The sequence below is a fragment of the Pseudomonas silensiensis genome, assembly GCF_050434865.1.
In the GTDB taxonomy this organism is placed as follows: domain Bacteria; phylum Pseudomonadota; class Gammaproteobacteria; order Pseudomonadales; family Pseudomonadaceae; genus Aquipseudomonas; species Aquipseudomonas fluorescens_W.
Genome location: NZ_JBNDJH010000005.1, coordinates 164,607 through 189,298 on the forward strand (window position 1 = coordinate 164,607; position 24,692 = coordinate 189,298).

The window sequence follows — 24,692 nt, forward strand, 5'->3', positions numbered from 1 at the left end:
CTTTTGATCTACATTTCCCTTTTCCTGCTCATCAAATCAACCCGTAAGGAGACGATCAACATGGACATCCAGGCCCTGCGCGCCAACGCATCCCACCTCGATAAAATCGCCAGCCTGTTCGACGCCTATCGAGGCTTCTACGGCCAGCCATCGAACCTGCCGCAGTCTCGCGCCTTCATCGCCGAGCGCATTGCCAGGGACGAATCCGCGATCTTCTTCGCCCAGGCCCCCAGCGGCGAGGCGCTGGGTTTCGTCCAATTGTTCCCGACGTTTTCCTCCATCGACGCGCACCGCACCTGGCTGCTCGGCGACCTCTTCACAACACCTGCCGCCCGAGGGCAAGGGGTCGGCACGTTGCTGATGAACACCGCGCGAGCCTTCGCAGTGTTGACCGGGGCCAAAGGCCTGGTGCTGGAAACGGCCACTGACAATGTCGGCGCGCAACGGTTGTACGAATCCTTGGGCTATGTGCGCGATACGGGTTACTACACCTACTGCCTCGATTTGAAACAAGGCTGAGCCAACCGCTGCCGGTTACCTCAACTCGTGCAGGAATGCAGCTTGGGCCTTGGGGCAGGTGAGGATGCGGTAACGCGTGCTGCGTGAAACATCACGGTCCCGAAAGCGCTCATACACCGGTTGGAAAACCTCACGGTTCAATGCTGGGTGCTGATGCTTCAGGTAGCGTTCACAGCACGCGTTGTAGTGTTCAACCGAGATGAACTTGTTGAACCAGAAGCGATAGAAGTAACCCAGCAGAAAACCCAGGCTGAAGTCGTGATCCAGCACCGAATGCGCGCAGCATTCGAAATCGATCAGGCGCAGCCTGCCATCGGGGCCAATCAGGATGTTCTTGGGGTGCGGGTCCATGTGCACAAACCCCTCGACCAGCGTCTGCCCAAACAGTTGGAAAATGTCCGACAGCAGCGTTTGCGCCTGCTCGGGTTGGGCGATCAGTCGTTCATCGACGCTGCAATGGTTGTCGAAAAAACTGACCAGCAAATACTCTTCCTTGAGAAAAGGAAAACGCCCGACGTGGCCGAATGCAGCGACTCTGGGCGATGACTCCGACTTTCGGACACAACGGACAGATTGATGAATTCGTTGGTCAGGTCATGCAGCCCGAACACACGCTTGAGGCCCAGGAAATTCTGCAGCTGCTTTTTCCAGTGGGTCAGGCGATTGTGTTTCAACACCCATTTGCGCTCACCTTCGAGCAGGAACACGCTGCGGGTTTCCTCGGGAATATCCAGCAAGGCATGTTGATCCGGCGCGGCAAAAAAACGCTGAAGCACCGTCACCAGTTCGTTCTGATCAGACGGATCAAAATGGAAGGTGACGTCAGCGATCTTTTGCTGATTCAGAGGCGAAGTAAGGTGTCTGAGGTGACGCATGTAAAGTCCCTGCTAATGCTTTGCAGTCCATAAAACGCCGGCAATGAGCGCGACGCTTTGTCGTTATCGGCAGGACGCTGCAGACCCTTACACACAGAGTTGATTTTTTACCGCTGGGTTGGCTGCACATACGCCGTGATCAGCGGCATATCCCTGCCCGCATCGCGTTTCAGCCATTCGGCCGGAGGCCAGCCCACCACGTTGAGAAAGGTTCTGGAGAAAGACGCTTGCGAGCTGTAGCCGACCGAGGCGGCGATCACTTTGATCTGCACCCCGTCACGGAGCATGTCCTGGGCCACTTTCATTCGCCAGGCGGTGACGTAGCCCATCGGTGAAATGTCCATGATCTGGGTGAAGCAGGCCGAGAATTTCGACCGGGACATATTCGCCAGGCCAGCAAGCTTCTCCACTGTCCAGAGCGCCTCAGGTTCCTGGTGGATCCGGTTGAACACCGCACCCAGGCGCCCGTCCTGAAGGGCATACAGCAGACCGCTGGAAATCTTTTGCTCGATGACTGCATGCCGCACCAACACCACGAACATGTATTCGAGCAGCAGATTGAGCGCCTTGGCTCTGCCGGGGGCCTGATCCTGGAATTCGGCGAGCAGGGCGCCGATCACGGGGGTGAGGTTCTCCAGTTCCTTGAACGGGAAAACCAGTGTTTCCTTCAGGCCTAGGGGGAAGGGGTGCAGGGTGTTGCGCCCGAACTGGAACGAGGTGACGCCGAGCGCGAAAAACTTGGGCGCTGGTGCGAGGTAAATGGAGTTTAGGTTTGTTGCGTATTGCTTCGTCCGCTTTAAGCACGAACATAAGTGCAGTGAGGGAGCGAGCCCCCTCACTACTGCGCCTGGCTGCTACCCAGGATTGTGGTTATCCAGTACGCGATTGACCGCTAACTCCCCCAACATGATGACCCGTTGCAGCACCAGCATCGTTTGGCGTCGTGGGCCGTCCGTTAAGTCGGTGAGATCGTTGACTATGGCGCTGGCTGCTGCCAACGATTCGCAGGCCTCGACGAGCAACGTTTCGTCATCCACCGCTGCGTCGATGGTGAAAATGGTGCTGGGCTTGCGGGGCGGTATCTGCGTTTTCGACGCCCCGGGGTCGAGGTAGAAGCTGAGTGCGCGGTCGGCCGCCTCTTTCATTTTCTTGGGGTCAAGATCGAGAAAGGCGTCGTAGGGTAGCGGACTGGTATTCGGGGGATTAGGTGTAACTTTGAACATAGTTGCTTTCTCTCATAGTGAGGCGGCAACCATCTCGCTACTAAACAAGAGGGTGGCAGCTGTGCGCGAGTTAGTAGACCGGATAAGCAACAAAAAACCGGCGCGCCCTAGGGCGCCAAGCGCACAGCCACCATGAAGAACAGGCGAATGCCTGTCTGGATGATACTTGTGCAACCGTTATCGCTTAATCCGGGCTACTAAACCCGACCACTGATGGGCAGTGGTAGGGAAACAATAGAGGCCAGGGGCAAGGCGCACAAGCCGGCGGATTCTGGCTTAACCGTAGGCAACGACGCAAGTCGTTGTAGCCTCTTATGACGTAACACTGAGTGTCCTTAAACGTTCTCGCAAAATCTGTTTAACTGCGGCAAAAGCCGATCGACATCCAACCCAGCGTCTTTGCCGCGACTTCGGTCACATGTTGCGTATTGCTTCGTCGTCTTTCAGCACGAACTCAAGCCCGATGCCCACGCCCTTCAGTACCTCGGTTACGCGATCAATGAAGAACTCGCCTTGCTCGGGTAACTCGTACAGGCCATTGATACGGATCTTCGGATTTTTGCCTTTGGCCGGTGGATAGCTTTCCAGCAATTCACCGCTCTCAATGAAGGCTATGTAGGTGTTGATTTTCTCTTGAAGCAATAGCAGGTGCTCGCCCTCTTGGGCCTTGTCGCCCCATTCAAGGTGGTCGGTGATGACCAGCACCACGTCATCGGGCTCCCACTCGGGTACTGCAATAATATCGACAACGTTCGTTTCTGCGATGGACATGTCTGCGCCTTCAGAAGGGCGGTCAGCTTGCAGATGACGTCGCCCCTGTCACTCGTTGCTTTTTTCTTTGTCCGCTTTAAGCACGAACTCGAATCCAATACCCACTTCCTTCAACGTCTCGGCAACGCGATCAATGAATATCTCGCCTTGCTCGGGTAGTTCGTATTTGCCGTGAACACGGATGACAGGCGATTTGCCCAGCGCGCCGGGAATCTCTGTGTACATTTCACCGCTTTCGATGAAGGCGATGTAGGTGTTGATCTTCTCTTGAAGCAACAGCAGGTGCTCGCCTTGTTGGGCTTTGTCGCCCCATTCGAGATGATCAGAGATGCCGAGAATTATCTTGCTGTTGTCCCATTTTGGGATGCCCCACATATCAATGATTTTGGCGTCTGCTACTGACATGACAGCTCCTTTAATTGCGTTAGTTTTGCGGCGGTCGCAAGATTTCTACTCGGGTCGGCGGGATTGTAGTGCCGCCGGGGAAACCGGGTTTACCTTTGCCGACAATGCGCCCACCGCTCTGTTCGATTTCCGGGAATGCCTGCTTTTGATTGCGCGTCAGTGGTGCGGTGTCGGAGGCTTTGCATTCGACGCAGGCGATATCGCCATTGGCGTCTCTACCGATCATATCGAGGCGGGTTCGGGTACCGCTCTCTGTTTTGATTGTGACCTGTTGACCTGATTCTTCCATTTCTTCGGAAAACCCTTCGTAGGATTCTTCCTCAAACGCAGCGCCAGCCACCTTGTTTTTCTCTAGCTGCGTGCTGAGCACGATGTAGATGGGCTGAATGCCCGACTGAGGGAACCAGATGATTGCATCCTGGAACTCTGGAGGATGCGCTGGGTTTTCCAGCAGCGTGTCAGATTGCGGCGTGGGTGGGTACACCCATACGGGGGGTAATTGTGGCGCGCCTTCGAGTGCCGGAATACCCAGGACACCGTCTGGGCTTGCTGCTGGTGTCCAGGTAAGGCCAATGCCGTTGCCTAGGTCAGCAATGTATTTCTCGCCGTCCTTATCCGCCTTGATGACAGGGACCTTTTCCCAGTCCTTTTTGCCACCGGTGTAGAACCCGTAAGCGTTAACGGAACCATCGGGCAAGGTCTTTACGTTGATGCGGACGCGTGTACGGCCCGCTTCAAGCGTTGCGTACTGTTCGTCTTTGTAGAAGGCACTGTCGGGTGCAAGGCTGGTGTTGGGCATTAACAGGGCAACGGTGCCTACGGCAGCCCCCGCCGCCACAGTGCCAGCCCCGGCCAACAAATTGAGTGCCAGTGAGCCGCCCAGCCGCTGGGCAATGGCGCTACCGGTTGCGGAGCCGCCTACCAGTTGGAGTGAGGTGCCTTGGGCGGTGATTGCAGCCCCAGTGCCCAACACGGCCCATAGTCCGTAGTCGGCCAGCTTTTCAACGGGCACAAACCCTGCCGGGTTGGTGTGATTGATTTCGCCGTCCGACAGGTTGCAACTTTTGGCGAAGACACAGCCTAGCGGGTCAGGCGTTGCGTCTGGCTTGGGCGGGAGGTCTTTGTATTGCGCCCAGTGCTGAGCGCTAGTATCGACGGGTTCGACGCCGCTGTTGCGAAAACCCTTGGGCGGGTTGGGTACGTAGCCACTCAATCCTTGATTCCTTGTCCTGATCCTTTGAACGGGGCGCAGGGTGACAGGTGGGGTTTTGGGTGGCAATGAGTGGCACTTTGACTCTATATGGTGATGTCCACACTTTAGGCGTTACCTTTACTTCCTAATCGAGTGGTGCGTTGGGCTCGAAGCAGATCGAAACTAAGTCTAAATGTCAGTAAAAAGGTAACGCTCAAGAAACTCCCCGTGCTCCTCAGAAACGATTGAGAAATGACTGCCGTCTATTAGCCAACCGGAAACAGGTGGAATATTCGCCCATGGCGGCGGTTCGATCAGTTGGGCCCCGAACGCCTTGGTGAAATATGTACTCCGACCATCCACGACCTTAACCGTGGCAATCTTGTGAATTTCTGCATATCTCAATGCGCCGGATTGAAAACCAGACGTCGTGAACAAAGCACATTTCTGAGCCCCCACCGAACGCATCTTGTCGTACAGTGCTTGAAGCGTCTCCCGCTTCACGGGATTCTTGTAATGTTTACACTCTACAAGAATCAAGAATTCCATACCTAGGTAATGGAATCGGGCAGATACGTCAATTTCATATTCACCATCTACCCCTTGAATAACTTCCCGATGCTCTGATCGGTACTCGAGAATGGAGTTCCCCATCGCATCGAGCATGGAGCGCACATGACGCTCAAACTCAATAGGCTTAAGCGTTAGTTGTGGGTACCTGTCGTCCATTGGCATTCACTCCAGCGGTTTGTAACTTTTAAAATAAAGGACTTTCCCACCCGTCGACTAGAGTGCGTTGTACTCCAAAAGGAGGGGGGAGGCACTATGCACAGTCTATCTCTGGCTCTGAAAGAGGTTACTTAATTAATCCTAAGGTGCAACTCCTTACGACATCCACCAACCTCTTGCCGAATGTAATGTGCAAACTGTAAAAATCACTTATTGTGAGTGGGGCTTTCTCAGAAAAGGTTCTAGAAATAGCGCCTCCGTCGTTGAGTGTGATTAAGTAGGTGGCTTGTTCATTACTTCCTGGATTTATAACCTCATAAATAGAATATTGTAGTCCGAGACCTTCGCACGCTAAATCCTCGTTTGAGTGCTGCTCACCAAAGGCATTCATGAGAAAGTAGTCCTCCAATGAACCATATGAGTTCTCGATCCACCGATCAGCATCAGTGTTTACTGTGATGCCATTCCAAGTTAGCTGGCCTAAATAAAAGGTCGTCTGCTTTTCTCCGGAGATAACTAGCTGGAAGCTTGGCAGGTATCTGAAATCTTTTTCACCAAAGGCCTTTGAAAGACCCAGCAATATGTTTGCTGGGTTGTATAGACCAATTGATACAGTCGAGTCGGGGAAATTGATCTCTAAGTCTTCTGTTAATACCTTGAAAAAAGACTCCCATCTTTCGCTTCCCATGAGAATCAATAACACATCTTCTTTGAATTTGGTCCAGCTTGGCAGGTACTTGGGGGAGGATGTACTTTGTAGATAGTAATTAGCACCGCCTTCTGTTTTTGTGAACTCAGATACAAGCTGGTCATCAGGTAGAAGCTCAATGTTGTTTTGATAACGACCACTACGAAGAGCTACGGATATTGACCATCCTGATTCGTCCATTAGCTTTAATTTTTCGGGGTAACCTATTTCCGCGGTGTCATTTCCGCTAATGTGATCCATCAGTGCGCAGAGAAAGTTCTCATCAGGATCATCTAAATACTCATCCCATTGTAATATCTGCATGATACGTTTTGATTCTTCGTTTTCAGGATCTGAAATCGGTGAGGAAAAGCCAAAATATATACCAAATGGATAAATTACCTCGTCGCCCCCTCCTGTGTAATCGGCTGTCAAAATTACAAAATCTAATAATTGAGACTGAGTAGCAGCCCTTGCAACAATCTTAATTCCGTCATTTCTTTTTTTGATATCTTTATATAATAAAAGGCTTTGTTGTCTGCTGATAGAAAGCCCTTGCTCTACATGCACAGGAATAAATTTGGTGCAATTAACGACCTCGCCAGATTCAACTGCTGATATCGTATATCCTTCCGTCGGAGCTTCGCATATTTTCTGGTATTCAGAAAATGGAACTGATAGTTCTTTCCATTCTGTAGATACTAATAAGGCCCGTATTTTTTCGGCGGGCACACCCAAAGAAGACCTGAGCAATGCCACATATTTTGTCAGTTCGTGCAAAGCCGCTCTGGCAGCTTGATTGCTTCTTTTGATTTCTATAATGACATAATGACCAAGATTGTCCTTTGCAAGTATATCTATACTCCCATCTGAGCCGAGATGATTGGCCAATCGATATTCTTTACGGATAATAGTTAAGTTTGGCTCGATCATACTGAGATTGTTGGCTAAAAAATCCCTAATTCTTTCCTCAAATCTGTTCACTATTTTTCCCTATTTTTTTTGACATGATTGACAGGTTTTTATTGGCGGATCACCTGTCTTGAATACCGTAACCAACAGAAATCCCGCTTCCCCAACTCACTCGAATTTCACCACATTCAAGAGGTGCGCATCCGCTCACTCAGCCTTTGAAGATAGCTTGTTTGGAGGTCCTCAAGGTTACGTTTTGAAAGCTACGAAACCTAGGCCTGTGATCCCTTTTTTGGGAGCCTATGGGTGGCCCTAGCGGGAGCAAGCTACCTGGCTCATGGGTTGTACAGTTATTACTGTAAGAACCCTTTGCCCTTGATGGGTGCTTAATACGCCGTTGCCCTGAAGACGATCCTCCTCTCTGCACTGTGTCTGGCTATCCGTTGAGTGACCGGGTGCACCTTGCATTTGGCATTAAAGGCCGGCCGCCTGTTTTGGATGTGATAGCGCTAGCTCAAGTAGGGCTTGCTCTGTTTCGGGTGGCAATGCGCCTTCTGCATCCATCGGTAGATATGGTCGTTCCGGTATGTCACCCCACAGGTGCGGAAAATCCACCTGTTCCCCACCGAATAGCATCATCGCCGCATAGGGTTTGTTGCTGCCGACCATGGCTGAGTTGTCGGTGGCGTAGGTGGTGATGGAGGCCGCCAGGCCGGCGGTGCTGACTTGCAGGATTTGGCCGGGCCAGTGGCCTCGTTTGGCGCGGTGTTCGGTGGTGGTGTCGGGGAGTTCGGGCCATTGGGGGCGGCCTTCTTGTTCGAAGTTTTCTTCAGTTTGGGGGGCAAGTTCGGTGGCGATGGATTGCATGAGGGGTTTGAGGTTGCCGGTGGCTTGTTCTATTTCGTGCAGGGTTTGTTGTAGGGGTGGGTGGTTTAGTTCGATGGTGAGCATTGGGGGCCTTTGTTCTGGGTGGTGGGGTGTCAGGAGGATGTGGGGGACTGGTTTGGGGCTGCTGCGCAGCCCAGCGGGAGCAAGCTCCCTCGCCACAGGGGGAGTGTTTGGTTTTGGGTTTGTAGAGTTTTTTGGTGAGCCAAGATCAAGATCGCAGGCTTCGCTAGCTCCTACGGGGATGTGGCTGAAAGTCTGCTTTCGCGAGCAGGCTTGCTCTCATAGAGGGGTTGCGGTGGGTCAGCCCGTGTGGCGTTGGGCGGTGGCCTCTTTTTGTTTTAGGGCTTCGGTTAGGCCTGCGCCTGGGGCGTGGTTGAAGCCGGGGTCGGTTCGGAAGGTGATGGGTTGGCCTTGGGCGTTGTGAGTCGGACGCCGGTGACGGTGGCTGTTCTGATTTCACCGGTGCGTTTGTCGGTGCCGGTCTCTACGGTTTCCTTGAACATCCTTCCTTCGCTGGAGACGACAGCTAGCCCGCGACGTCTGACGGCGGCTTCGCTTAGGGCGATGACGCGGCAGCGGCAGTTGAAGCCGTTGGGTTGGTAGATGGCTGACCAGATGGGGTCGTCGTGGCGGATGACTTGACTGTGCATTGCGCGGTGACTGGGTCGCTGTCTCTCCGCATTATTACTATCCGTGTGATCACGAATGGCATTTCGGCGGGCCGCTCGAGAAAGTCATGCACAGCATCTGCATGTTTGATCGCAAGGGGCCGTTGACCCTCGACGGTTTCGAGAACTCTGGTGCCGACTTCATGCCCGAGTACAAGCCCTACATCCTCGACGGCAAAACCATCATCGCTTCACCGCACAAGGTTTACGGCCCGGAAACCAATGACCTGGCGCTGCAGCTGCGCAAGCACGGTGTGTCGCAAATCATATTGGCGGGTATGGCGGCAAACCTGTGCGTCGAGTCGCACCTGCGCGAACTGCTGGAGCTTGGCTTTGAAGTGGCCGTGGTTCGGGACGCGACCGCCGGCCCGACGACCCCCGAAGGTGATGGCTACCTTGCCGCACTGATCAACTATCGCTACATCGCCAATGCCCTGTGGAGCACGGCGCAAACCGTTGAGTTTCTACAGGCCAAATAGGTCAAGCGCGACCAGGCTGTACCTCGCAATACGGGGCACAGCCTTGCCAATACGAGACAGTCTTCGACGCTATGCAAACCCGAGAAACGACAGGATAACCACGACAATCACAACTACCCCGACGATGTAGATGATGTTGTTCATGAATTCCACCTCTCAACCTGAATGGATTGCGAAACGTGGGAGGACACCCACGCGGCATGCTTCAAAAGATCAAACCCCCTGAAGGGCAGGCTTTCAGCGCTTGATCAGGGAAATCTTGGTTCCCTCGATGCTGACCCCGGCCATTAACCCTTGCTGGTCGAATATGAACGCGTAGGCATCGTCCTTGAGTGTAGAACTCGACAGATTCTTCGCGACCCCTTCGTCAACCACGACAACGGTTGGCCCCACGCCGACTTCCCAGCCCTTGGTCTCACGAACATAGTTCACGGCTTTGTCAGTCATCAGGAACACCGCATAACCGTACGATTGGGCGCCAGCCTGCAGCCCCCATGACCCCGTTACGGAGTTGTAGTAACTATCCACCTTCGAGCCCTTCATCAGCACGCCTTCGCCATAGCTGCCACCAAACACAAGGCCGGCCTTGATGATTTTCGGGAAGACCAGCACCGCTTTGGCATTCTGCGAAATGGTTTTGGCAAATGGAGTGGCCTTGTAAAGCGTTTGCAACGCTTGGTGGGAGTCGGCATTCAGATCCTCGGCGGTTGCCGCACCTGCCGTGTTCAGGAGGCTTGCTGATGCCAATGAGGCTGTCGCGAGGAAGATCGATAGGAAGAAGCGCATTGACTGAGTCATTTTCGTACTCCGCTAAGGGAGCAGGGGATGGGAGCAGCAGTCAGCGCCTGCACCAGACAGGATCCGAACCTACTGAACGTTATCCGGCGCACCCTGATGTGTGTGAGTTGCAAAGCGTCGCTTTTGAATGAACCAGGCCCAAGGCCTTGATCATTCGCGATGCCGTCAGAAGTTTGGACCACTGTGCAACGGCCGGGTTCGTCGCCAGAGGCAAAGTGGTCGATGACCGCAAAGAAACGCCAGGCAACGACAAACTCAAACGCCCCATCCCTCCCGCACAGCCCTTCGAATGCCTTCCAGCAACATCGCAAACGCCGGGTTGTCGTTGTTCTCGCGCCAGATCAAATGCAGCTCGCTCTGCACACCTTCACCCAGATCGATATCGCGAAACACCACGTTCTTGAACACCACGCTGGTGGCGCAGCGAGGCACCAGGGCCAAGCCCATGCCGGCGTTTACCAAGGCCAGGATGGTCAAGGATGAACCGAGCCATTGCACGTATTCCGGGGCGACGCGTGCAGAGCGGAGCATGCCGGTCAGCAGTTCGTTGAACGGCGGGTAGGCGGCGTGGGAGTACATTAGAAACGGTTGCGCATCGAGGTCTTTGACCGAGACGGTTTCTGCGCTCGCCAGCCGATGACGGCTCGGCACCGCCAAGACAAACGGCTCGCGCACCAGGCATTCGGTGGCGTATCCCGGCTCCAGCAACGGTGCTCGAACAATGCCCAAATCGATACGACGGGCACGCAGGGCTTCATGCTGCTGGTAGGTGTTCATCTCCGTCAGGTCGATTTTCACGTGCGGTTGTTTGAGCCGCGCTTCGGCGATGACCTTGGGCAGGAATTCATACACCGCGCTGCCGACGAAACTGATGTTGACCGAGCCGATGTCGCCCTCGGCAAAACGGCGGGCGGTGACGGCGGCTTGCTGGGCGCGCTCCAGCAGGTTTTGCGCTTCGATGAAGAAGGCGCGACCGGCGGCGGTCAGGGCGACGCTGCGGGTGGTGCGGGTGAGCAGCTCGACGCCCAGGTGGTGTTCCAGCAGTTGAATCTGCCGACTGAGGGGCGGTTGAGTCATGTTCAACCGTTCGGCGGCCCGGCGGAAATTCAGTTCGGTCGCCACCGTGGTGAAACAGCGCAGTTGAGTCAGTTCGAACATTGATCTAATCCAGGTATCAATCGAATGCCAAGTTAGATTAGACGGGATCAATGAGCGCGTCCATGATCGGCTCGTCCCTAAAAAAACAATGAACGGGAGTTGCCCCTTGAATACCCTCCAGAGTCCGCCGGACCCGAACGTGCTCGCCCGCGCAGCGGCCAAGGTCAAGCGCCATGTGCTGCCGCTGTTTGTGGTGATGTTCATCGTCAACTACATCGACCGGGTCAACATCGGCTTCGTGCGCAGCCACATGGAAACCGACCTCGGCATTGGCGCAGCCGCCTACGGCCTGGGCGCCGGGTTGTTCTTTATCGGTTATGCGATCTTCGAAGTCCCCTCCAACATGCTGCTGCAACGTTACGGCGCTCGCGCCTGGCTGACGCGCATCATGTTCACCTGGGGCGCGGCGGCGATGGCCATGGCGTTCGTGCGCGGCGAAACCAGCTTCTATGTGCTGCGTTTTGTCCTCGGTGCAGCCGAAGCAGGCTTCTTTCCCGGCATCATTTATTACTTCACCCAATGGCTACCGTCGACTGAACGTGGCAAAGCCATGGCGATTTTCCTCAGCGGTTCGGCCATTGCCTCGGTGATCTCTGGTCCCGTCTCCGGCGCGCTGTTGAATGTCAGCGGTTTCAGCCTGCATGGCTGGCAGTGGATGTTCCTGATTGAAGGCTTTGCCTCGATCGTGCTCTGTGGATTTGTGTGGTTCTGGCTGCAATCCCATCCGCACGAGGCGAAATGGTTGAGCGCCGAAGAAAAGGACGCACTGGTTGACGCCATCGCACTGGAACAACAGGCCCGCGAAGCCACACAGACAGTCAAGCCATCGATGTTCAAGCTGCTGGCCGACAAGCAAATCGCACTGTTCTGCTTCATCTACTTTTCCATCGCCCTGACCATCTACGGCGCCACGTTCTGGCTGCCGAGCATGATCAAGAAAATGGGCAACCTCGGCGACTTCCAGGTGGGCCTGTTTAACTCGATTCCGTGGATCATTTCGATCATCGCGATGTATGGCTTCGCCGCCATGGCCAGCAAATGGAAACACCAGCAAGCCTGGGTGGCCTTGACCCTGGTGATCGCCGCGTTCGGCATGTTCATGTCCACCACCGGCGGGCCGATCTTCGCCTTCGTCGCCATCTGTTTTGCCGCCATTGGTTTCAAGGCTGCCTCGGCATTGTTCTGGCCGATTCCGCAAGGCTATCTGGACGCTCGCATCGCCGCCGCAGTGATCGCCTTGATCAACTCCATCGGCAACCTCGGCGGTTTCGTCGCCCCGACGGCGTTCGGTTTCCTGGAGCAAAAAACCGGCTCCATCGAAGGCGGCTTGTACGGTTTGGCGGCCACGTCACTGGTGGCGGCGGTGGTGATCTTTTTCGCCCGCACGGCACCGAAGGGCGATGCCCGCCAGGTGCTGACCGCCACATCCCCAACCTCTTTAAGTCACCCCGCATTGAAACCTGATCCAAAGGGAGCAGCCTCTTGAAAATCACCCGAGTCACCGTCACCCCAATCGCCTTTCGTGATCCGCCGCTGCTGAATGCCAGCGGGATTCACGAACCCTTTGCGCTGCGCTCGATCATCGAGATTGAAAGCGACAACGGCTACATTGGCCTGGGTGAGAGCTACGGCGACGCTCCGGCGCTGTTGATCCAGCAGCAACTGCAAGACCAGTTGATCGGCCTCGACCCGTTCAACCTCAATCAGCTGCGCCGCATCGTGCAGGCCACGGTGGCGGCGAACAAACCGGCGAGCATTGCCGGTGCGGAACTGGCGCCCGGCTCCCACGCCAGCAAAGCGGTGAGCAATGCGTATTCGGCGTTCGAAGTGGCGTTCCTGGATTTGCAGGCGCACTCCTTGAACGTGCCATTGGTGGACTTGCTGGGCGGTGCGATTCGCGACGAGATTCCGTTCAGCGCCTACCTGTTCTTCAAGTACGCCCAGCACGTCGACTCACCTTACAAACCCGACAGCTGGGGCGAAGCGCTGAACGAAGAACAGATCGTCGCCCAGGCCCGGCGCATGATCGAGGCCAACGGTTTCAAGAGCATCAAGCTCAAGGCCGGCACGCTGCCACCGGAGCACGAAGTGTCGTGCATCAAGGCGCTGAAAAAGGCTTTCCCCGGTTACCCGTTGCGCATCGACCCGAACGGCAACTGGTCGCTGGAAACGTCGATCCGCATGGCCGAACTGTTGGGCGATGACCTGCAATATTACGAAGACCCGACGCCGGGCCTCGACGGTATGTCCGAACTGCACAAGCGCACCGGCCTGCCGCTGGCGACCAACATGGTGGTCACCGATTTCGATGAATTCCGCCGCAGTGTTGCGTTGAACAGCGTGCAGATCGTCCTCGCCGACCACCACTACTGGGGCGGCCTGCGCGACACCCAGGCGCTGGCGAAAATGTGCGACACCTTTGGCCTTGGCGTATCGATGCATTCCAACTCGCACTTGGGCATCAGCCTGATGGCGATGGCGCATGTCGCCGCCGCGGTGCCCAATCTGGATTACGCCTGCGACACGCATTACCCGTGGCAGGAACCGGATGAAGAGGTGATCAAGGGCGGCAAAATACCCATCGTCGATGGCTGCGTGAAGATCACCCGCGCGCCCGGATTGGGCTTGGAGTTGGATCACGATCAACTGGGCAAGCTGCACGATCAATACCTGACGTGCGGCATTCGTCAGCGCGATGACGTGAAACAGATGCAGCGCTACAAGCCGGAGTGGAAGGCGGTCAAACCGCGTTTTTGATGGCTTGTTCGCTGCACAGCCGTTCTATCTGCGCCAGTTCCCAAGTGCTGAGCAAACTCACCGGGTCGGTGCCGTAACGTTGCCAACTGTCGAACACGCCCTCGCGACCGTCCGGGCTTTGGCAACGTTGGCAGTGGCGCAGGCGAGTGCCGTCGAAGTCGAGGGTCAGGCGCCAGCCTTCGATATCGACTTGCACGTGGCCGGGCTCGGGTTGTTCGTCCAGTCGCTTCAGCAGCCGGACTTCCAGCGCAGCGTCACGCAATTGCTGGTAAACCTCGCGGGCGGTCAGGGACGGCACGGGCGTCTCCGGTGAGTTCGGGGTGCACAGGATAGCGGGAGCGCTGAATTTATTCGACGGTCTGCGGGCGTCGGGCAGGCTGTCCTTCTTCCTCTCGAAGCTCACGGCTCATGTCATTGCAGCTTTGCGACCAGTCAGTCAGCCACGCCGGCATCGGCGGCGACTGTTCAGCCAGTCCCAGTTCCCGGGCGTACTCGCCAGGTGCAACCGTGCCTTTGGCAGAGCGGAACAAACCCCGCATCACCACGACACCGACCACGCGTCCCTTGCTCATGAAGCGGTGCTCCATAAAGCTCCACTTATCGTCCCAGCCAAGCATCCTGGTGTGAATCTCGAACGCTTCGAACAGCTTCAGCTCACGACGAAACTTGCCCCAGGTGTCCCCAACGATAGGCACGGCCTTATTACGCAGCGCCACCCGGAATGCACCGCTGCGCAACACGTAGTCCATGCGTCCTATATCGGCCAGGGTGAAATACCGGCCATTGGTAACGTGTCGGTTGAGGTCGAGGTCAAGCGGCCAGACGCGCATGTGGACGACGGTAGTGGCCAGGGCGTCAACCGGCTTGCGCCACGGACGACGAAACAGCATGAGGAAAAGTCGGAACCAGAGATTCATAAGTACGCCGATGATTGAATGACGCGTGCACTTTAGGGAGGAAGGATCGGGTAAGGTAGGTGCGCAAATGACTTTTTTCATGCGAAATGCGCAATAGGATCATTTATGCACGTCACGCTTTTACTGGCGGATCAATGTTCCGCCGCCAGCGCCACGATGGCCCTGGAAGTGCTCAGCGCCGCCAACCTGTTTGCAGATACTGCTGACGCGCCTTTTGAAGTGGTCATCGCCTCGCTTGATGGTGGTGATGTCGCCGCGTGGGGAGGGCAGACGTTGCGCGTGGACCTGTCCGCCGTCGAGATCCCGCGAACCGACCTAGTGCTGATCCCCGGATTCCTCTTCACCTTGAAGGACGCTTTGCCGACCTTTTCAGCTTATGGGCCATGGCTGCGTCAACAGCATGCGCAGGGTGCCGTGGTGGCGTCGATGTGCACGGCGGCGTTCATGCTGGCCGAAACGGGCCTGCTGGATGGCGATCGTGCTACCACGCACTGGGCCTTTGCAGACCTGTTTCGTCGTCGGTATGCCGAGGTCTGTCTGGAGGAGACGCAGATCCTCTGCGAGGACAACCGCGTGATCACGTGCGGGGGCGCGAGTGCTTCCATGGATCTTCTGCTGCACCTCGTGCGCCGGTTCGCTTCACTGGAACTGGCGCAAAAGTGCAGCAAATACTTGCTGGTCGACGCTGTGCGCAGCGAGCAATCGGTGTATGTCATGTGGTCACTGCCGAAGAACCATGGGGATGGTGACATCCTGCGGGTTCAACACTGGCTGGAGGATCACTTCGAACAGCCGCTGTTGATTGATGACGTCGCCCAGCAATTCGGGTTCGGCGTCAGGAATTTCAAACGGCGTTTCAAGGAGGCCACTGGTTACACGCCCATTACCTACCTGCAAACCCTGCGTCTGGAGAAGGCAAAACAGCTTCTTGAATCCACCCGCATGACACTCGACAGCATTACTTACGCCGTGGGCTACGAAGACGGTAATTCGTTCCGTAGACTGTTCCGCCAACGAGTGGGTTTGCTGCCGGCTGCTTACAGGAAGAAGTTTCAACCGGGTGCGAATTGATTCACTTGCGTCAAGCCACAGATGATTGGGAGCAAAAATTGCAGAAAGCCGCCGTACTCATCTTCGCCCTGATGCTCAATGCAGGGGTGTTCAGCACGCAAGCACACGCGGCCGGCGATGCTGAAGCGGGTGCGACACTGTTCAAGCGGATATGCGGTGGCTGCCATCAGGTCGGGGAGTCGGCACGCGGTTCATTCGGGCCGCAGCTCAATGGCATTTTTGGACGCCCTTCGGGCAGTACCACGGATTACCAGTATTCCGATGCGATGAAATCAGCCGGTATTGTCTGGACCCGCGAAACGCTGACGGCGTACCTCGAAGCTCCAAAAGACGTGGTGCCCGGCACTCGCATGATTTTCTGGGGGCTCAGCGACCCGGAAAAGATCGACAATCTGTTGGCGTACCTTGAGACGTTTCAGCCGCAGTAGGACTTTGCGACTTTCGAGGGCATTCGCCAGGCGCGGAACACTCGGTGGTTCTGATCTGATTTACAATTCCCCCTTTTTGACGGAGGGGGCAGCCGTTCATGGATGTACTCGCGTTTCTGTATGACAACCTGATCAAGTGGGTGATCGAGCCTGTCACGAATCAGTTTCTTGGCATTTTCGATCTGAACGGCCGCTTCAGCATCGTGTTTCTCTGCGTGTCCTACAGCATCGCCTACAGCCTGTACCGCTTCAGACAATATCGCGGGCTGACCGACGCAGGTTCTTTCTGGCAGTTCATCGGCGGGCACCGGGTTCATTTTCATCCCTCGGCGTTGCTGGATTACCGGTACTACTTCGTGCGGGCCATCCTGAAGGTCGCGCTGGTGCTGCCCATTGTTGGCCTGGTCGATCCGTACGTCCTGCGTTCCGGCGACTACATCTCGTTTTTCAACAATCTTTGGGGCGCGCGCGTGCAGGTGGAGGAGAACCTCTCACTGTCCTTGCTCTACGGGCTGGGCGTGTTCCTGGTGCAAGACTTCATCCATTACTGGGGCCATCGCGCCTTTCATTCCCGGTATCTGTGGGCGTTCCACAAAGTCCACCATTCCGCGCCCGTCCTGGTGCCGGCGACGGCAAGCCGGATTCACTTTGTGGAAAAAATGGTCGAAAAACTGACTGACACCATCTTCCTCGGCGCTTTTGCCGGTGTCTTCTGGTACGCCTGTGGCGGGGAGGTCAGTCGGTACACCCTGTTCGGCGTGACGTATATAGTCCTGATCCTCAATGCCTTGGCGGCCAACCTGCGTCACAGCCATGTCTGGCTTTCTTTCGGGCCGGTGGTCGAACATGTGCTGAACAGCCCGGCGCAGCATCAGATTCATCACAGTGACGCGCGGCGACACTTCAACAAGAATTTCGGTATCAACCTGTCACTCTGGGACTGGATGTTCGGTACGCTCTACGTCACGCACTCGACGCCCGAGCCTATCCAGTTCGGCACGGGCGAACAGGATCAGGACCGTTACCTGACACTCTATAGCCTGATCGTCACGCCCTTTGTGGACATCGCCCGCAAGTTCCCCGCCAGGCGTGCCATGGAATGGCCGTCGCGTTTCGCCGAAAAACTCTCGTTGGCATTCTTCCGTCGACGTTGGCGCTGAATTCCGGGGCTACGTTCAATCAGTGGGCGGGATTGGAGCGTGTAGAGCTCCAATCCCGTCCTTTCTATTGTTTGCCAGCCGGCAAGGGTGGGGTGCGAGGCGGGATCATTCGTTTTGACCCCATCGATTCGAACGCCGAAGCCAGGCGCAACAGCGTCGAATCGTCATAGGCACGACCGGCAAATGTCAGCCCGACGGGCATGCCGATGTCCGGCATGACGCCCATCGGCACCGTGACAGTGGGAACGCCCAGGTGCCGGATGGCGAGGTTGCCGTTGGCGACCCAAACGCCATTGCTCCACGCGATATCCGCAGACTTCGGATCGACATCGGCATTCGCCGGACCCACGTCGGCCACGGTCGGGAATAGCACCGCATCGAGCCCGAGCCGATCCATCCAGTGCTCAAGATCGATTCGACGCGTTTGTTCAAGTCCGCGCAGTCCATCAGGAACGGTGGTGATCTGGTCCCACGGTGTGATGCCGCGCTCGGCCATCTTCACGTACTCGTCCATGCCTGCGGCAAGGTCGTCCTCGCGATTGGGGAGAGTGCCCGGGTCGTGGGGGAAGATCAGCGGTCCGTCGACATCGGCCAGGCGGTTCAACTTGGGATCGCCATTGGCCCGCAGAAAATCATCGAATGCCCAGGCCGACAGGTCCCACAACTCATGGTGCAGGAACTCTTTGGACACCAGGCCCCGCGTGAATACGGTCGGCGCACCCGGACGATCACCCTCGCAATTGGTGACCAGCGGGAAATCGACTTCGATGACTTCGGCACCAGCGGCTTCGAGTGCTTTGCGAGCCTCTTCCCAGAGCCCAATCACGGAAGGACGGGTGATGATTCGCTGCCCCGTCGGACCACCGATGCCAGGCGCATCGCTGGTGCCCGCTTCGGGATCTGCGTTGATGTACATACGGGGCACGCCGAAGCGCTTTCCTGCCAGTGCATCGGACTTCACGGCCAACTCGGCATAGGAAGCGGGGCGCACCGAGGCGACACTCGGAATCGGCACCCAGGGCTGCATCCGCCACAGATCGCCACGGGTGTCGGGATCATCGGCCACCACCACGTCGAGCACCTCGAGCAGGTCGGCCATGGTTCTGGCAAACGGCACGACAACGTCCATCGTCGGCGTCAACGGCCAGTTGCCGCGCACCGAAATTACCCCGCGCGAAGGTGTATAGGCGCACAGACCATTATTTGATGCAGGACCGCGTCCGCTCGACCAGGTTTCTTCCGCGAGACCGAATGCCGCGAAGCTGGCGGCAGTTGCGGTACCGGCGCCGTTCGATGAACCCGAGGCGAAGGGCGCAGTGAGATAGTCAGCGTTATACGGGCTCTCAGCACGGCCATAGACCCCGCGCTGCATGCCGCCGTTTGCCATGGGCGGCATGTTGGTTTTGCCCAGGCAGATCGCGCCGGCAGCGCGAAGCCGTTCGATCGTGAATGCATCGCGATAAGCAATCAGGTTCGCGAAGGCGGGACTGCCGGAGGCGGCAGTGAGCCCCTTCACCAGGTAACTGTCCTTGGCCGTATAAGGAATGCCATCGAGCGGACCCAGCGTCTCGCCCTTGGCCCGACGAGCATCGGACGCCTGGGCCTCGTTCAGCGCCTCGGGGTTTGGAACCACCACCGCGTTGAGGGCGGTGGGCGTGTCGGGACCGTCGTAGGCATCGATCCTGGCGAGATAGGCCTGGACCAGCTCAACCGCAGTGGTTCGACCAGATTCGAGCGCAGCACGCAGTTCGGCAATGGAAACTTCGGTGACCTCGATCATGCTGTTACCACCGTCTGCTGATGGGCGTCGCGATGAATGTTGCCATCGCGCTGAAGGTTGGGCTCAGGGACATCACTAATCTCAAAATGGGTATTCATCGGTGCTCTCGTTGCACTGCTTTTCGCGCTCTATTTAACACCAAGCCGGGAGCAGAGGCATCGCCCAAAGCGAAACAACGTCTTCAGGCTTTGCTGGCCGCCAGGTAAGCGCCAAGGCGTTGTCCCATTCGCTCGCCCAAGGCTTGCAGGCCACTCAAGGGTCGGACCATCACTTCAAACTCGACGATTTTTCCTTGTTCGTTGAACCGGATCATGTCGATGCCCTTTAACTCTTTTTCGCCGACTTTGGCGCTGAACTCCAGGACGACGTTCAGCCCGTCTGCGGTCGACAGTTCGCGGTGGTAGACAAAGTCTTCAAATACCCCGACAACCGTGTTGAGAATCATCGATACCACGGCTGCACCCGGGTAAGGCGTGTGAGCCATCGGGGAGCGGAATATTGCCTGGGGGTCCAACAAACCGGGCAAGGCGCTCAAGTCTCTCTTGCTGATCATGTCGTGCCACTGGTTCAGGGATTCTGCGGCTTTGGGATGCAGTTTAAGTTCGGACACTTTCAACTCCTGTATTTTTGTTGTTTTGCAGACGCTTCGGTGTTGCATATGCAGTGTTGCCAAAATCGACTGGCGACCCTGCGGATGCAATAAAAGTAGCTCACAAAGAAAAGCCCGGCTGATCAGGCCGGGCTTCTTTTTCCCTGTCACTGATTGGCGACACACAGCTCCCCGGTGGCGCGGATCAGTGCTTGACCATGCAGACCGTCCTTGATCAGGCTGGATCGTTCTTTGGCTAGCCAGTCCGCGCATTGCGGGTCATCGCGGTAGGGCGCGAAGGCGGCGTATTGCTGCAACAAGCGGTTTTGCAGCTCGTCGAGCTGCGGCCGGATTTGCTTGGCGAGGTCTGGCCGTGGCGTATCAGGCGCCTTGCCAGCCGCTCGCCATTGGGCCACCAGTCCGTACTGCACCAGCTTGTTGGCTTCAATTTGTGCGGCGATTAATTCGGCGACTTCATCCGGGTTCAGTTTGCGGTCAACGGCCAGCTTCCTGGCGTTGGCGATGACTTGCGCTTCCCGGGCACTGTCCTGAATCGATTTGCCACTGTCCCACTTGGTCAGCGCCACGAGATCAGCAATGTTCAGGCGTTCGTTCAACGTTATCAGCAGCGGTTGCAAGCTCTCCGGCGCCGGGGAGGGTGCGCTGGCCTGTGCACTGCAGGCGAGTAAACCGAGGACGACGCAGCTCAGCAGTTGCGGTAAGCGTGGGGAGTGGAGCATGGGCAAACCTCATTGGGTACAGGACTCACAATCAGGTGTTATGTATCACAGGTGCGGCGGAGGCATTAAGCAGGGATCGATTTATTTTGTGCACGAAAAAGCCCGGCTTGTCAGGCCGGGCTTTTCGTTGAGTGCTTCGGTAAAGCCATTCATTTATACAGCGCGGTTTTCGATCAGACGATCCGAACCACCTTCAGCAACGCGGTTTTCGATCAGACGATCCGAACCACCTTCAGCGACGCGGTTTTCGATCAGTCGGTCGGAGCCACCTTCAGCGACGCGGTTTTCGATCAGACGGTCGGAACCACCTTCGGCGACGCGGTTCTCGATCAAACGATCGGAGCCACCTTCGGCAACCCGGTTTTCGATCAGACGATCCGAACCACCTTCAGCCACACGACTTTCAATCAGTCGGTCGGAGCCACCTTCAACGACGCGGTTCTCGATCAAACGATCCGAACCACCTTCAGCCACACGACTTTCAATCAGACGATCCGAGCCGCCTTCGGCGACAACCGGGTGAACAGAGGTAGCGGCGAAAGCGTTAATTGCAAAAACCGAGAAAGCGATGCTGAGGATAGTTTGGCGTTTCATGATGGTGTGCTCCGGGGTGTAGTTGTTGGGTATGGAGCTGATGTTACGCCGCGGATTTTTTATGAGAACTTCATTGAATTGATGGTGACTATCGACGCCGGCAATGATCCTCCTGTCGTCGGCTCTGCCGCTCAGCCAAAGCCGCAGGGGTATGCTGGACCTCTTGAACTGTCGAGGCTCTCCAGGTTCGCAAGAATGTCCTGCGAGGTTCCCTGCTCTGGTCGAGAGGATAAATCGATGCACGACTATTACGATTTGGGCACCTACAGCCGCCCGGTGACGACCCGTTCGCCCCAGGCCCAGCGCTGGTTCGATCGTGGCTTGGTGTGGTGCTACGGCTACAACCACGACGAATCCATACGCTGTTTCCAAAAGGCGATCGAACACGACCGCGATTGCGCGATGGCCTACTGGGGCATCGCCCACGCTTCGGGCCCCAACTACAACAAGCGTTGGGATGCCTTCATTGAACAGGAATTGAAAGAAGCCGTGGCCCAGGCCCGACGGGCGACGCAAACCGCGCTGGCGCATATCGACGGTGCAACGCCGGTGGAACAGGCGCTGATCCGTACGCTGGAGCAACGCTACCAGGCCGACCAGGCCACCAGCCTCGAACAACTCTTCGCCTGGAACGATGCTTATGCAGCGTCCATGCGCGATGTCTACACAGCCTTTCCTGAAGATCTCGATGTTGTTGCGCTGTTTGCCGAAGCGATGATTGACCGCACTCCCTGGCAATTGTGGGACCTGAAAACCGGTAAACCGGCGCCGGGCGCCGACACGCTTGAAACGGTGGCCGTGCTGGAACGGGCGCTACGGCGGATGGAGCAGCACGGCGATGCGCCGCACCCCGGCGTGCTGCACATGTACGTCCACACCCTGGAAATGTCGCCCTACCCGGAACGGGCGTTGCGTGCCGGCGACGTCCTGCGTGACCTGGTGCCGGATGCGGGACATCTGCGCCATATGCCGTCGCACATCGACGTGCTCTGCGGTGATTACCGTGGGGCCATGGTCACCAATAGCCAGGCGATACTGGCCGACAGCAAATACCTGGAACAGGAAGGGCCGCTCAACTTCTACACCTTGTATCGATGCCACAACTACCACTTCAAACTCTATTCGGCGATGTTCCTCGGGCAGTACCAGCCGGCCCTGGAAGCCGCCGATCAACTGATGTCGACCATCAGGGAAGAACTGCTGCGCGTGGAGCAACCGCCCATGGCCGACTGGCTGGAAGGCTTCGTGTCGATGAAGGTCCACGTGCAGATACGCTTCGGAAAATGGCAGGACATCCTCGCCACCCCGCTGCCGAACGACCAGGCGCTGTACTGCGTGACCACGGCGATGCTGCATTACGCCAGAGGCGTGGCGCATGCGGCCACCGGGTATATCGCCGCCGCCGATGCCGAACAGCGACTATTCCTCGAAGCCTGGACCCGAGTGCCGGACACGCGCTACGTCTTCAACAATAAATGCACCGACATTCTGGCGGTTGCCGCAGGCATGCTGCGCGGGGAAATCGAGTACCGTAAAGGCAATTACGACGATGCCTTCACCCACTTGCGCCAGGCACTGTCTCTGGACGACAACCTGCCTTACGACGAGCCATGGGGCTGGATGCAACCGGTCAGGCATGCATTGGGTGCGTTGCTTTTGGAGCAGGGCAGGGTAGAGGAAGCGTTGCAGGCCTATCGAGCCGATCTGGGACTGGACAACACCCTCAGCCGTGCGTCCTGGCATCTGGACAATGTGTGGAGCCTGCACGGTTATGTGGAATGCCTGAAACGACTGGGCCTGGATGCCGAAGTTGCTGCTGCCAAGACGCGCCTTGATCTGGCCATGGCCCGGGCGGATGTGGAGATTAAAGCCTCGTGTTTTTGCCGTGTCGGGGCGGGGTGTTGTCAGTGATGCCCGAAAGCGCCGGAGATTGCCTATGGATCGCTTGTCTACGTTGTTGTCGCAGTTCGGCGTGCGCGCAAGCCTGTTTTACAACGGCAATCTTTGCGGCATGGCGTCATACGATGGCGCTGACCAGCGCGGGCATATTCACCTGCTGCAGGCAGGTAGCGTCACTTTGCAGGGGATCGACCGGAAAGACTTGCTGCTCACCCAGCCCAGTCTGATTTTTCTGCCACGCCCAAGTCGGCATCAACTGTTCGCCGGTGAGCCCGAGGGCGCTCAACTGTTGTGTGCGTCGATGGAGTTTGAGGGCGGGGTCGATAACCCGTTGTCCGCCTCGTTACCCGATTGTCTGGTGCTGTCCCTGGATGAGCTACCGCAGCTGGCCGATACGCTGAAATGGATGTTCAGAGAGGCGGCAGGCGGACATTGCGGCAGGGAGGCGGCGCTGGATCGCTTGTTCGAACTACTGATCATCTTGTTGTTTCGGCATCTGCTCGACCACCACCAGTTGCGGACCGGAATGATGGCTGGGCTGGCCGATGTGCGGCTGGCGCGCTCGCTGGTACAGATGCACAACGCACCGGATCGTGCCTGGTCGGTTGCAGAGCTTGCGAGCGAGTCGAACATGTCGCGCGCTGCCTACGCCGTGCATTTCCGGGCCGTTATAGGGCAAACCCCGGCAGATTATCTGTTGAGTTGGCGTATCAGCCTGGCGCAAAAGCGCCTGCGTGAAGGGCGGCCGATTACGCTCATCGCGGCCGAGGTCGGTTATGAAAGCCCTTCGGCACTTGCCCGCGCGTTTCGTCGCAAAACGGGTTACAGCCCTCGGGACTGGATGAAAGATTTGGCAGGGGAGAATGATGGGGCAATGGCCTGAATGCATCGGATTGCTTCAGGCCATTGCGAGAGGAGAGTCATCGGTTTAACGGTTTTCCAACTCAGTCAGAGAGTGGCCGGCCACGAATACAGACGCGGCAAGCAACCCGATGTCTTTGAGGAGAAACTGGCCTGGCGCAACCGTAATGGCTGGAAAGCCGAGGCCGGGTTCAATCACGCCTGGCGTCGAAAACATAAAGCTCAATGTGGTGAAAAACAATCCGGCCGACAACACGCCACCGACCAATGAAAGCTTCGGCGACAGCAGGCGACCTGCAATCAGAACACCGATCGAGACCTCCAGAACGCCGAGCAAACTGGAGAAGGTGTCGACGCTGAAAATGTCATAAACCCACCCCAGGAAAGGGCTGTTGCTCACCAGCGGAACCAGTCCCTGTGCCTCGTAGTGCGTGAACTTCATGCCGCCGAACCAGAAGTAAATGACGGCGAGCGCAAAGTAAGCACCGTAGGTTCCAAACGCCATGGTTTTAATCCCGAGCGTTGAATGGTTATGTGCGTTGTTGGTTCTGTGGTTCTCAATGCTTAAGGTTTTCATGATCAAGGCTTCCA

28 protein-coding genes and 1 pseudogene are annotated in these 24,692 nt (G+C 56.7%); 9 read left to right on the forward strand and 20 right to left on the reverse strand.

Going from position 1 to position 24,692, the window contains the following annotated elements; all coding sequences use genetic code 11:
- Window positions 1-60 precede the first annotated feature (60 nt).
- A complete protein-coding gene (locus QF010_RS09180; protein ID WP_429510500.1) occupies window positions 61-519 on the forward strand; it encodes a GNAT family N-acetyltransferase in 459 nt (152 codons plus the stop codon).
- A 15-nt stretch (window positions 520-534) separates the two neighbouring features.
- On the opposite strand, the gene QF010_RS09185 is transcribed toward QF010_RS09180, so the two are convergent.
- The 11 genes from QF010_RS09185 to QF010_RS09235 all read right to left on the reverse strand — a co-directional run bounded on the left by QF010_RS09185 (window position 535) and on the right by QF010_RS09235 (window position 8,852).
- Window positions 535-1,002 carry a phosphotransferase family protein gene (locus QF010_RS09185; protein WP_429532940.1) on the reverse strand — a complete coding sequence of 156 codons (468 nt, stop codon included), beginning with the start codon at window positions 1,000-1,002 and terminating at the stop codon, window positions 535-537.
- Window positions 954-1,394 carry a hypothetical protein gene (locus QF010_RS09190; RefSeq protein ID WP_429532941.1) on the reverse strand — a complete coding sequence of 147 codons (441 nt, stop codon included), beginning with the start codon at window positions 1,392-1,394 and terminating at the stop codon, window positions 954-956. Before QF010_RS09190 ends, QF010_RS09185 begins: the two co-directional genes overlap by 49 nt.
- A gap of 107 nt (window positions 1,395-1,501) precedes the next feature.
- Complete coding sequence (locus tag QF010_RS09195; protein WP_429532942.1) at window positions 1,502-2,233, reverse strand: helix-turn-helix transcriptional regulator; 732 nt, start codon at window positions 2,231-2,233, stop codon at window positions 1,502-1,504.
- 15 nt (window positions 2,234-2,248) lie between these two features.
- Window positions 2,249-2,617 carry a DUF6124 family protein gene (locus QF010_RS09200; protein WP_429532943.1) on the reverse strand — a complete coding sequence of 123 codons (369 nt, stop codon included), beginning with the start codon at window positions 2,615-2,617 and terminating at the stop codon, window positions 2,249-2,251.
- Window positions 2,618-3,031: 414 nt separating this feature from the next.
- On the reverse strand, window positions 3,032-3,388 hold the full coding sequence (locus tag QF010_RS09205) for a DUF6572 domain-containing protein (RefSeq protein ID WP_429532944.1): 357 nt from the start codon (window positions 3,386-3,388) through the stop codon (window positions 3,032-3,034).
- Window positions 3,389-3,436: 48 nt separating this feature from the next.
- Window positions 3,437-3,793 (reverse strand): DUF6572 domain-containing protein, encoded by a 357-nt coding sequence (locus QF010_RS09210; RefSeq protein ID WP_429532945.1) that lies wholly within the window; start codon window positions 3,791-3,793, stop codon window positions 3,437-3,439.
- Window positions 3,794-3,812: 19 nt separating this feature from the next.
- Window positions 3,813-5,006 carry an S-type pyocin domain-containing protein gene (locus QF010_RS09215; protein WP_429532946.1) on the reverse strand — a complete coding sequence of 398 codons (1,194 nt, stop codon included), beginning with the start codon at window positions 5,004-5,006 and terminating at the stop codon, window positions 3,813-3,815.
- A gap of 168 nt (window positions 5,007-5,174) precedes the next feature.
- A complete protein-coding gene (locus tag QF010_RS09220; RefSeq protein ID WP_429532947.1) occupies window positions 5,175-5,714 on the reverse strand; it encodes a restriction endonuclease in 540 nt (179 codons plus the stop codon).
- Between the two features lie 127 nt (window positions 5,715-5,841).
- Window positions 5,842-7,386: an endonuclease NucS domain-containing protein gene (locus tag QF010_RS09225; RefSeq protein WP_429532948.1), complete on the reverse strand. Its 1,545-nt coding sequence runs from the start codon at window positions 7,384-7,386 to the stop codon at window positions 5,842-5,844.
- 402 nt (window positions 7,387-7,788) lie between these two features.
- Window positions 7,789-8,265, reverse strand: coding sequence for a phage virion morphogenesis protein (locus QF010_RS09230; protein WP_429532949.1), 477 nt, complete (start codon window positions 8,263-8,265; stop codon window positions 7,789-7,791).
- A 287-nt stretch (window positions 8,266-8,552) separates the two neighbouring features.
- Entirely contained in the window at window positions 8,553-8,852 is a 300-nt protein-coding gene (locus QF010_RS09235) for a hypothetical protein (protein WP_429532950.1), read from the reverse strand.
- Window positions 8,853-8,857: 5 nt separating this feature from the next.
- Here QF010_RS09235 and QF010_RS09240 point away from each other — a divergent pair.
- Window positions 8,858-9,349 (forward strand): annotated as a pseudogene (locus tag QF010_RS09240) (isochorismatase family protein); the annotation flags it as partial.
- 237 nt (window positions 9,350-9,586) lie between these two features.
- On the opposite strand, the gene QF010_RS09245 reads toward QF010_RS09240, so the two are convergent.
- Entirely contained in the window at window positions 9,587-10,147 is a 561-nt protein-coding gene (locus tag QF010_RS09245; RefSeq protein ID WP_429532951.1) for a lipid-binding SYLF domain-containing protein, read from the reverse strand.
- 255 nt (window positions 10,148-10,402) lie between these two features.
- Complete coding sequence (locus tag QF010_RS09250; RefSeq protein ID WP_429532952.1) at window positions 10,403-11,305, reverse strand: LysR family transcriptional regulator; 903 nt, start codon at window positions 11,303-11,305, stop codon at window positions 10,403-10,405.
- Between the two features lie 106 nt (window positions 11,306-11,411).
- Here QF010_RS09250 and QF010_RS09255 point away from each other — a divergent pair, with 106 nt between their 5' ends.
- On the forward strand, window positions 11,412-12,791 hold the full coding sequence (locus QF010_RS09255; protein WP_429532953.1) for an MFS transporter: 1,380 nt from the start codon (window positions 11,412-11,414) through the stop codon (window positions 12,789-12,791).
- The gene (locus QF010_RS09260; RefSeq protein WP_046052552.1) at window positions 12,788-14,062 is read left to right on the forward strand and encodes a glucarate dehydratase family protein; all 1,275 of its coding nucleotides are present in this window, start codon (window positions 12,788-12,790) and stop codon (window positions 14,060-14,062) included. The genes QF010_RS09255 and QF010_RS09260 overlap by 4 nt, the downstream gene beginning before the upstream one ends.
- On the opposite strand, the gene QF010_RS09265 is transcribed toward QF010_RS09260, so the two are convergent.
- Complete coding sequence (locus QF010_RS09265; RefSeq protein ID WP_429532954.1) at window positions 14,046-14,360, reverse strand: DUF7693 family protein; 315 nt, start codon at window positions 14,358-14,360, stop codon at window positions 14,046-14,048. The genes QF010_RS09260 and QF010_RS09265 overlap by 17 nt on opposite strands.
- A 49-nt stretch (window positions 14,361-14,409) precedes the next feature.
- Entirely contained in the window at window positions 14,410-14,979 is a 570-nt protein-coding gene (locus QF010_RS09270) for an acyl-CoA thioesterase (RefSeq protein WP_429532955.1), read from the reverse strand.
- Window positions 14,980-15,084: 105 nt separating this feature from the next.
- Here QF010_RS09270 and QF010_RS09275 point away from each other — a divergent pair, with 105 nt between their 5' ends.
- The 3 genes from QF010_RS09275 to QF010_RS09285 all read left to right on the forward strand — a co-directional run bounded on the left by QF010_RS09275 (window position 15,085) and on the right by QF010_RS09285 (window position 17,638).
- Window positions 15,085-16,050 carry a GlxA family transcriptional regulator gene (locus QF010_RS09275; RefSeq protein WP_429532956.1) on the forward strand — a complete coding sequence of 322 codons (966 nt, stop codon included), beginning with the start codon at window positions 15,085-15,087 and terminating at the stop codon, window positions 16,048-16,050.
- A gap of 38 nt (window positions 16,051-16,088) precedes the next feature.
- Complete coding sequence (locus tag QF010_RS09280) at window positions 16,089-16,478, forward strand: c-type cytochrome (protein ID WP_429532957.1); 390 nt, start codon at window positions 16,089-16,091, stop codon at window positions 16,476-16,478.
- A 98-nt stretch (window positions 16,479-16,576) separates the two neighbouring features.
- Window positions 16,577-17,638: a sterol desaturase family protein gene (locus QF010_RS09285; RefSeq protein WP_429532958.1), complete on the forward strand. Its 1,062-nt coding sequence runs from the start codon at window positions 16,577-16,579 to the stop codon at window positions 17,636-17,638.
- Between the two features lie 64 nt (window positions 17,639-17,702).
- On the opposite strand, the gene QF010_RS09290 is transcribed toward QF010_RS09285, so the two are convergent.
- From QF010_RS09290 to QF010_RS09305, 4 genes are all read right to left on the reverse strand, one after another.
- On the reverse strand, window positions 17,703-19,418 hold the full coding sequence (locus QF010_RS09290; RefSeq protein ID WP_429532959.1) for an amidase: 1,716 nt from the start codon (window positions 19,416-19,418) through the stop codon (window positions 17,703-17,705).
- A gap of 181 nt (window positions 19,419-19,599) precedes the next feature.
- Window positions 19,600-20,028 (reverse strand): nuclear transport factor 2 family protein, encoded by a 429-nt coding sequence (locus QF010_RS09295; RefSeq protein WP_429532960.1) that lies wholly within the window; start codon window positions 20,026-20,028, stop codon window positions 19,600-19,602.
- Window positions 20,029-20,174: 146 nt separating this feature from the next.
- Complete coding sequence (locus QF010_RS09300; RefSeq protein ID WP_429532961.1) at window positions 20,175-20,747, reverse strand: chorismate mutase; 573 nt, start codon at window positions 20,745-20,747, stop codon at window positions 20,175-20,177.
- 153 nt (window positions 20,748-20,900) lie between these two features.
- On the reverse strand, window positions 20,901-21,341 hold the full coding sequence (locus QF010_RS09305; RefSeq protein ID WP_429532962.1) for a phage infection protein: 441 nt from the start codon (window positions 21,339-21,341) through the stop codon (window positions 20,901-20,903).
- 237 nt (window positions 21,342-21,578) lie between these two features.
- Here QF010_RS09305 and QF010_RS09310 point away from each other — a divergent pair, with 237 nt between their 5' ends.
- The gene (locus QF010_RS09310) at window positions 21,579-23,252 is read left to right on the forward strand and encodes a tetratricopeptide repeat protein (RefSeq protein ID WP_429532963.1); all 1,674 of its coding nucleotides are present in this window, start codon (window positions 21,579-21,581) and stop codon (window positions 23,250-23,252) included.
- Window positions 23,253-23,277: 25 nt separating this feature from the next.
- Complete coding sequence (locus QF010_RS09315; RefSeq protein WP_429532964.1) at window positions 23,278-24,123, forward strand: helix-turn-helix transcriptional regulator; 846 nt, start codon at window positions 23,278-23,280, stop codon at window positions 24,121-24,123.
- Between the two features lie 45 nt (window positions 24,124-24,168).
- Here QF010_RS09315 and QF010_RS09320 read toward each other — a convergent pair whose 3' ends face one another.
- Window positions 24,169-24,678, reverse strand: coding sequence for a YkgB family protein (locus QF010_RS09320; protein WP_429532965.1), 510 nt, complete (start codon window positions 24,676-24,678; stop codon window positions 24,169-24,171).
- Window positions 24,679-24,692 lie beyond the last annotated feature (14 nt).